The 1657-nt window shown below is 52.5% G+C and carries 1 protein-coding gene; it reads right to left on the bottom strand.

What is annotated here, in order from left to right; translation table 11 throughout:
* Positions 1-1657, bottom strand: a 1657-nt coding sequence (locus tag SHEWPOL2_RS21915) for a tetratricopeptide repeat protein (protein ID WP_037431749.1), incomplete at both ends; no start/stop codon positions are given.

Genomic DNA, 1657 nt, shown 5'->3' on the forward strand with positions numbered 1-1657 from the left:
AAACGTTTATCGGGAATCGCTTGGCTGGCGCTGATGCGTTGCTGCTCTTTATCGCTGAGCTTATCCGCTGCATACCAATCTCTTAGGTCGAACATTCCAGCATAAATCGAATAATCCGGCGCTAATTCAAAGCCTAAGATTTCCATGCCTTGATGACGCGCGAGTTCGGCAGCAGTCCAATAGGCGCGGGCGCTCTCAATGCCCTTGCTACTCTTGGCTGTGGTCAGTGCCTCGCCATACTCCTGCACATTGGCATTGAGTGTGGGATTACTGAAATAAGCTGGCGCTTCGGCAATCGCGCTTTCACGCAGTAAGCGACGACCCAATAAGTAACGCAGGCGATTGTTGAGTGGCTCGACACTGTCGTACCAATCGCTGTCCTTGGGATACTCGAAGTTCATTACCGGCACATGCTCGTCGATAAACAGCTTAAGCTCGGCAGTGGTGAGCACGCGCTCGGCCACATAGGCGATATCCTGCCAATACTCATCACCACTGGCGAACAGTTGGTTTAGGGCATCGACATATTCGCCCCGTTCAAGGGATAGCACGCCCTGCTCGGCGCGAATACGGCAATAGGTGGCTTGCTCTGCATCGGCTTCAATGGCCTGTTGCTGGGCATCCTGTTGGCTGGTAGTTGCGGTAGCAGCGTTCATATCCGTTGGGAAATGGCGCACCGCTTCGGCATAGGCCTTAGCGGCTTGGGCTTGATCACCCTTTTGCATCATTAATTTGGCCGTGAGCCACCAAGTGAGTCCGCTGGGTTTAGCGAGGGCAATGAGGCGCTCGGCACTGGCATAGTCGCCCAACTGATAGTAAATCGCGGCTAACTTATCGCCTTGGCTCAGCATGAGGCCGTCGGTTGGGAAGACGGTCAGCGTTTTAGCGACCTGTTGCCCCATTTCTGTAAGCTGTCCATCAAAGGCGAAGTCATTGGCGCTGCTCTGCCAGTAGGCTATAAGCAGTTGCTGCACGCTAGGCTGCTGCAATAAGGGTTTTAACTCTAAGAGATTTTTTGCCATTAGCGTGCGACTTAACATCAATAACGAATCATAGCCACTGCTGTCGCCCTCAGCCGATTGAGTGGCATATAGCTCAATAATCTTATCCAGCGTGGCGGGATTTAAGGCAACATCAATTTTTGGCGGTTCATATTCCCCGCGTGTGACTTCAATTTGAGCTTGGCCTTGATGCAACAGAATATAAGCCTGTTCGCCAAGGCCGGCTAAGCTCAAGCGCAGCGGATCGGCGGCGCCTTGAGTCACCTCAGCTTGTAGCTGCTGCAAGTAAGCATTGGCTTGGACAAAATGGCTATTATCGTTGGCGCTTTTGCTCTTAATCAGCTCGATACGAGACAAGCTATACAGCGCCCACAGGCTGCGGCCCGCACGCTCACTCTCAGGTAGGGCGATGACTTTTTTAAAGTAATCGCTGGCTTTATCGTACTCTTTGGCATCAAACGCCATGGCGCCAAGGCTGTACCAGGTTAAGGCGGGCGCTAAGCTCTCTTTTAACTGCGCAGCGATTTGTTCGGCCTCAGCCAAGCTTTGTGCATCACGCAGGCTATTAACTTGCGCAAGTTGAGCCTCGGATAACTCGCTGTTTTCATAGGCGCGAGTCTGCGAAAGATAGCGACTGTGTGCCTCATCCCAAAGAT

Source organism: Shewanella sp. POL2, from assembly GCF_000282755.1.
Classification (GTDB): domain Bacteria; phylum Pseudomonadota; class Gammaproteobacteria; order Enterobacterales; family Shewanellaceae; genus Shewanella; species Shewanella xiamenensis.